This is a genomic window from Streptomyces sp. SM1, from assembly GCF_002910825.1.
GTDB classification, from domain to species: domain Bacteria; phylum Actinomycetota; class Actinomycetes; order Streptomycetales; family Streptomycetaceae; genus Streptomyces; species Streptomyces okerensis.
Genome location: NZ_NEUB01000834.1, coordinates 49,971 through 56,541, shown reverse-complemented (window position 1 = coordinate 56,541; position 6,571 = coordinate 49,971). Strand labels below are relative to the sequence as shown.

Sequence of the window (6,571 nt, the reverse complement as noted above, 5' to 3'; positions counted from 1 at the left end):
TGGCCCTTGAGGGTGTCGTTGACCGACTCGATCAGCTGGCGGACCTTCTTGAGCATCGGCTCGCCGGGCCGCAGGATCTCCCTCTTCCTCGACGGCCGCAGCAGCGTGATGCCCTGTACGGACAGTGACCGCTCGAAGGTCTTCGACGCGAAGCCCTTGTCGCTGATCAGCAGCAGGCCCGGCCGCACGCGCACCAGCTCGGCATCGACCTCCAGCATCGCGGCCAGCACCTCGCGCTCGCCGAGCTTCGGATCGGCCAGCGCCCACAGGATCGGCATCCCGGCCGGGGTGCACACCAGGTACAGCCGCAGCCCCCAGAAGAACCGCGAATGCGACGCGCAGTAGCCGTAGTTGGCCCAGCCCGCCAGCTCCGAGCGCTTGACCGTGGGGCGGGACATCCCGCACGGCACCGGGGTCGAGTCCGTGATCCACACCGTGTCGTGCCAGAAGTCGGTGTCCTTGGCGAGCACCCGTATCACGCGTTTGATCTGCGGCAGCGCGGCACGCAGCCGCTTGTTGTAGCCGGCATCCTGCGGGACGAAGGGAAACATGTCCTGGAGGTGTGCGCGGACGTACCGCAGCCAGCGGGCCTCGCAGTGGAAGCCGAGCATCGCCTGCATGACCGCCAGGCACAGCAACTCCGAGTGACTGAGTTTCGGTGGCCGGCCCGGCAGCCGCACGATACCCGCCAAGTCGTCGTCGATCTTCACGTACAGTGCGGTCACGAGGGTGTTCAAGTTCGTCGTCACAAACGATCATGAGCACCCTCTCTTCGTGCCCGCAGGCATTTGGAAAGACTCGTCTAGTGAAGGACGATCAACGCCCTGTTGGGCTCGGCAGCGCCCGAGCCGGTGATCACCGGCGTCATGGACTTCGACCGCACCTCATTTGGTGACCCGGCCGCTGACTGGACCATCCGCATGGCTACGGCCAAGGACGATGAGCGGATGGTGTTCTGGGAGCCCTACGGTGCGCTGGACCGCTCGCCCGCAGCGGTGTGGCGGGCGCGGGTCTACGAGGCCCGGCACTTGGGCGCGATCCGACTCGAACGCCACCGGCTGGGCAAGGCGGACGCGGTCCGCGAGAGCTACGGCGCAATGGCCGAGGTGCTCTCCGGCCTGACCTGACCGGGGTTCTCTGGGGCTGGTTCGACGTGGATGCGGACCCGCCGCAGGAGTGCGTCGGCCCGCTCCTCGACCTCGGCGGCCTCTGGGCCGGTGACCACGAACGCCCCCAGCCGGTGGCCGTTGGCGCCCGGCTCGTGGACGAGGCCGCCGATCGCTGCCCGCCAGCGGACGAACGGGACACCCGGCCCCGTCTTCGGAAACCCGTGACGGAGGCCAGCCGCCCGGCGCGCGGGCTGATCACGAACCGCACGGTCGCGTATCCGCAGGCGGCGGGGGCGAGCGCGGCAGGCCGGCCGAGGGCGACATCGAGCAGCGCCGCCCACACGTCGATGCCCAGGGCGTGTTGGATCAGGACTCCGATGTGTCCGGCGGCGAGGCGGGCGCCGACCTCGATGACCGTGCACCGCCCGTCCCCGCCGACGATGACCTCGGTGTGCGAGGCCCCGTGCCGGATACCGGCCGCCCGGATGGCCGCCTCCCCCTCCCGGTACACGGCCGCCACTACGGCCGGGGGCAGGGAGACAGGCAGGCTGTGCCCCGTCTCGACCCTCTTAGCGCCGCCGGTCACCTGCTTCCGGGGCACGGCAAGATGCGTCGTGGTGCCGTCCTGGGTGAGGGACTCGACGCTGTACTCCGCCCCGACGGCGAACGCCTGGACCAGGACGCCCGGGTCGCCGCCGCTTCCGTACATGCCGACCGCCTCGCGGGCGACGCGGGTGGCCTCGGCCGCACCGGCTGGGCCGCTCACCACCGTGACGCCTGCGGAGCCTGCCCCGGACAGAGGCTTGAGCACGCATGGGAAACCGAGCCTCGGGTCCGCCAGGGCGGCCCGCAGACCGGCATAGTCGCGGACGAGAACGGTGTACGGGGTGCGCACCCCGGCCGCCACGAACGCCTCGCTCATGACGGCCTTGTCCCGGGTCGCCCGTGCCCGGCCCGGCTCGTTGCCGGGCACCCCCAGCTCGGCGCAGAGATGCGCGGCGAGCTCGGTCAGGTACTCGTTGACGGTCAGCACCGCGCCGACACGATGGCGGCGGGCGTACGCGGCGCTCGCGACCACCTCCTCGACCTGAATCGGCCGGTCAGCGACATCCTGCCGCGCTTCCGCATCCCCGGCGTGACCGTCAGCGAACTGATCCAGCATCGCGGCGGCATCCGCGACGCCGAATCCCTGCTCTCCCTCGCCGGCTTCCGCGACCTCGACCACTACACCGCCGACGACCTGCTGCAACTGGCCTGCCGCCAACAGCACCGCGCCGTCGAACCCGGCCGCTTCCTCTACAGCAACACCGGCTACCTCCTGCTCAGCGAAATCCTCAAGCACGTCCACGGAACCGGTCTCCACGAGATCGCCGACCAGCAGGTCTTCACCCCGCTCGGCATGGCCTCCACCCGCTTCAAGACCGATCCGCGCGAGGTCATCCCTGGTGCCGCCGCCAGCTACCAGCCGACCATGTCCGGCTGGCTGCTCCACCAGCAGCGCCCGGTCACGCTGCCCGGCCCCGGCTCCCTCTGGTGCACCGCCTCCGACCTCGACCGCTGGCTCGACCACCTCTGGCACGCATGGCAACCCGCCATCGCCACCCTCCCGTTCGAGCAGCACCTCAGCTACCGCCCCAGCGATCACCATCCGTTCACGTACGGCGCCGGCCTGTACGCCGACCCGCGCACCGACCGCACCGCCGTCTTCCACTACGGCCACGAACATGGGTTCTCCGCCGCCACCCACCTCACAAGCTCAGGACTCCGCGTCATCTGCCTGTCCAACCACACCGGCATCGCGGCCGACCACGTCACGGCCACCGCACTCGCCGAACTCGGCCGTCACCCCGAAGCCGACCCACGTGAGACCCTGTCCCGAGCCCTGCAGCACCGCCCCGCACCACAATCCATCCCCGTGGACCGCCCCGACAGCGACACGCCGCACACCCCACTGGGCACGTACGTCTGCCAGGACGTACCCGGCACCGTCCGCCTTACGTACAGCGCGGGCTCCCTCTACCTGGGCACCGGGGCACCCGCGACCGCCTCACCCGCACTGGACCCACGACGTACACCGCACTCGCCTGCACCCTCACACTCCCCACCACCCCAGCAGACGGCGAAGAGCCAGCAGCAGACGGCTTCGTCCTCGACCTCGACCGCGCACCCGGACTCCACTACCAGCGACAACCAACGAAGCCTGCTCTCCAGGGTCCAGCAGAGCCGGGATGAGCTGGCCGACGCGGACCAGGTGCTCGCCGCACGCGGCCTGCGCCCCGTTACCCGACCGGTCACCCAGCCTGGTCCCGGCTCGGCCGCAGCACCACGGCAGCCGCGCTCCAGGCGCCGCTCAGCTGTTTCACCCGTTTGTGTGGGCCTGTCAATGTCAGTGGCGGCGCGTAGGTTGGCGACCTGCAGGTTGTTCGCGGAAGTCGCTTTCTATAGTGAGGGATTGGGTATGCCCGCGCCTGGAGGTCACCATGAAGCCAGCAACCGCACCAAGGAGTTGCTTGTCGGCGGCGAGCTGGTGCGGCTGGTTTCGACCAGTCTGATCGAGGCGGGTGTCGAACGCCCCGCGTGTGTTCAAGCCGGCAGGACACGCCCAGCGTGTACATGCGGGGCGCGCCCGAAATAGGGTGACCAGCAGGAACACCACGGCCCTTCGGGTCGCCACCCTTTGACGAGCAAGGACACCCCCGACTGATGGCAGTGACCCAGCAGGAGATCGAGAACCGGTTGTGGGACGCCGCCGACGAGCTGCGCGTGGCGATGCCCGAAGCGCAGTACTCCTCGGTCGTCTTCCCGCTGATGTTCTGGAAGTACCTGTCGGACACCTGGGAGCACCACCACCAGGAGTTCCTCACCGAGAACAAGGACCTTCTGGACGGGCTCGCTGCCGAGGAAGCCCGCGAGATCGAGTACCGCGACTACCAGTCGTTCGAGATTCCGTTCATCCACCCCGGAACCGTCCAAGAGCGTCGCGCATCCTGGTCGTCCATCCTCGGCACCATCACCCAGCCCGGCCTCGGCCAGCGGGTCCGCGCCTCTCTGCAGGCGATCGAGACGGCCAACCCTGACAAGTTCTCCCGCCTGTTCGGGTCCATGACCTGGACCTCCGAAGAGGTGCTGTCGGGCGAGGTGTTGGCGGCGGTCATGCAGACGATGGATCGCACCCCGAAGATGCACGAGGGCAACATGTCCCACGACGTGCTCGGTGGGGCGTACGAGTACCTGCTGAAGCGGTTCTCCGACGGATCCGGCACCCGCGCCGGCCAGTTCTTCACTCCGCGCGAGGTCGTCGAGCTGATCGTCGAGGTCCTGGACCCCAAGGGCTTCGAGTCGGTGTACGACCCAACCTGCGGATCGGGCGGCATGCTCATCGCCTCCGCGAACCTCCTGAAGGCCCACGGCGGTCGTGGCTACACGCTCAAACTCTATGGACAGGAGGCCGTACAGGACACCGCTGGTGTGGCCCGCATGAACCTCTTCATGCACAACCTCACCCAGTTCAAAGTCGAGGTCGGCGACACCCTGAAGGACCCGCGCTTCAAGAAGCCTGACGGGTCCATCGCGCAGTTCGATGTGATTCTCGCCAACCCGCCCTACAGCCTGAAGTGGAAGCCCTGGACCAGCGACCCCCGCGCCATCGGCGGCACCGCGCCGGCGAAGTCAGCCGACTGGGCGTTCGTGCAGCACATGATCGCCAGCATGGCCCCGAAGAAGGGCCGAGCCGGCGTCGTTCTACCCCACGGGGTACTCTTCCGCGGCGGCGAAGAAGGAGCCATCCGACGCAGTGTCCTGGATGACGACCTCCTCGAAGCCGTCATCGGGCTGCCGCCCAACCTCTTCTACAGCACCACTATCCCGACCTGCGTCCTGGTTTTCCGCGCTCCCGGCACCAAGGCCCCAGAGCGGCAGGGTGGCGTGCTGTTCATCGACGCCTCCACGCGCTTCGCTAAGGCCACCAACCGAAATATCCTCACCGACGCTGACATCGCCAACGTGGTGACCGCCTACCACTCCACCTTCGATGCCGACGGCCATCCGGTCGACCCCGGCGGCCTGGGCCGCACGATTTGCTCCACTGTCGGAGATCGTGGCGAACGGGTACGACCTCAACATCGGCAGGTACATCAAACATGTCGCTGCCGAGCAGGAAGACCTGGGCACCCTCATCGACGCCTACAACATTGCTCGCGCCGAACGCCAGAAGGTCGAGCAGCGGATGCTCACGGTCCTCGCGTCCGCCGGAATCGAGGGCTTTGATGAGTGAGCAGTCGGAGTGGGCCCAGAAGGCGCTCGCCGAAGTTGGAGAACTGGTCCGCGGTCGTCGTTTCACGAAGAACGACTACGTGGAATCTGGGCTCGGCTGTATTCACTACGCGCAGATTCACACTAACTTTGGGGCTATCGCGAGGGATCCACTCACGTTCCTGGCCGAAGATTCTCGTGCGCGAATGCGCCTTGCTCACCCCGGAGATCTGGTCATCGCCGCGACCAGCGAGAACGTTGATGACGTCGGAAAGGCGGTTGCATGGCTGGGCGACGACGACGTTGCAGTTCACGATGACTGCTATATCTTCCGTCACGGATTCGATCCTGCGTACGTCTCGTACTTCTTCGCGTCATCCCTGTTCCATTCACAGAAGGTCAAGTACGTATCCGAAACGAAGGTCGTGCGGATCTCGGGTGCGAGCCTCAGCCTGATCGAGATTCCAGTGCCCCCTCAGCGGGTGCAAGAGCGGATCGTCGAAGTTGTCAGTGCGGTCGACGACCAGATCGCCGCACTCGACGACGAAGCAGAGGCCCTGGAGGGTGTGTACCGGGCGGCTGCGCCTCTGCTCTGGTGCACCGCTGAGGGCGACGAGGCAGTGTCCCGGTCCCTCGGAGACGTGATGCACCTCGACGTTGTGCGGACCCCAATGGAATCAGGGACGACTTACCACCTTGCTGGAGTGCTCAATGCTGGCAAGGGGCTTGTTGACAAAGACGCGTTCGACGGGGCTGATACCGAGTACACCGCGATGAACGTCCTTCGGGAGAACCAGGTGGTAATGCGGAAGCTGACTGCTTGGGAGGGGCCGATTACGGTGGTCCCTGCCGAGTTCGAAGGCTTCGTGGCGAGCAACGAGTTCCCGACCTTCACTCTCTCCGCTGACGTTGCCCCAGCGTGGATGAAGCACGTCTGCCGGACACCTCGATTGTGGGCTGAAATGCAGAGTCGGGTCGTCGGGACCGTGCAGCGCCGTAAGCGCCTCAACCCCGACCAGCTTCTGTCGTTGATGCTTCCCATCCCGTCCCGGCCTGAGCAGGAGCAGGCAGCGGACGCCCTAGACGCAATCGAGGGGCAGGTCGCTGCGATCCGCGCAGAGGCCGCCCGTCTCCGTAAAGTCCGGGCGAGGCTGCTGTCGGGTCTGCTGGACCGCACTATCGATATTGAGTCCGCCGAGTTGGAGGTCTGA

Annotated in this window: 6 protein-coding genes and 1 pseudogene; 4 read left to right on the top strand and 3 right to left on the bottom strand. The window is 67.1% G+C overall.

Annotation, left to right across the window (positions count from 1 at the left end; genetic code table 11):
* On the bottom strand, positions 1-749 hold a 749-nt coding region (locus B9S61_RS26835), incomplete at its 3' end, for an IS982 family transposase (protein WP_103543553.1).
* A 78-nt stretch (positions 750-827) separates the two neighbouring features.
* Here B9S61_RS26835 and B9S61_RS41085 point away from each other — a divergent pair.
* Positions 828-1,127 (top strand): hypothetical protein, encoded by a 300-nt coding sequence (locus B9S61_RS41085; protein ID WP_181007544.1) that lies wholly within the window; start codon positions 828-830, stop codon positions 1,125-1,127.
* Here B9S61_RS41085 and B9S61_RS43555 read toward each other — a convergent pair.
* A complete protein-coding gene (locus B9S61_RS43555; RefSeq protein ID WP_181007543.1) occupies positions 1,088-1,450 on the bottom strand; it encodes a hypothetical protein in 363 nt (120 codons plus the stop codon). The genes B9S61_RS41085 and B9S61_RS43555 overlap by 40 nt on opposite strands.
* Before the next feature lie 98 nt (positions 1,451-1,548).
* Positions 1,549-2,031 (bottom strand): annotated as a pseudogene (locus tag B9S61_RS43550) (acetyl-CoA carboxylase biotin carboxylase subunit family protein); the annotation flags it as partial.
* 69 nt (positions 2,032-2,100) lie between these two features.
* Here B9S61_RS43550 and B9S61_RS26825 point away from each other — a divergent pair.
* The 3 genes from B9S61_RS26825 to B9S61_RS40430 all read left to right on the top strand — a co-directional run bounded on the left by B9S61_RS26825 (position 2,101) and on the right by B9S61_RS40430 (position 6,571).
* Entirely contained in the window at positions 2,101-3,744 is a 1,644-nt protein-coding gene (locus B9S61_RS26825) for a serine hydrolase domain-containing protein (RefSeq protein WP_103544547.1), read from the top strand.
* A 68-nt stretch (positions 3,745-3,812) separates the two neighbouring features.
* On the top strand, positions 3,813-5,375 hold the full coding sequence (locus B9S61_RS26820) for a type I restriction-modification system subunit M (RefSeq protein WP_258039865.1): 1,563 nt from the start codon (positions 3,813-3,815) through the stop codon (positions 5,373-5,375).
* Positions 5,375-6,571, top strand: coding sequence for a restriction endonuclease subunit S (locus tag B9S61_RS40430; protein WP_146064953.1), 1,197 nt, complete (start codon positions 5,375-5,377; stop codon positions 6,569-6,571). Before B9S61_RS26820 ends, B9S61_RS40430 begins: the two co-directional genes overlap by 1 nt.

Coding starts and splice junctions, on each gene's coding strand:
- B9S61_RS26825 (WP_103544547.1), top strand. CDS start 2,101: ATGCGCGGCGAGCTCGGTCAGGTACTCGTTGACGGTCAGCACCGCGCC.
- B9S61_RS26820 (WP_258039865.1), top strand. CDS start 3,813: ATGGCAGTGACCCAGCAGGAGATCGAGAACCGGTTGTGGGACGCCGCC.
- B9S61_RS40430 (WP_146064953.1), top strand. CDS start 5,375: ATGAGTGAGCAGTCGGAGTGGGCCCAGAAGGCGCTCGCCGAAGTTGGA.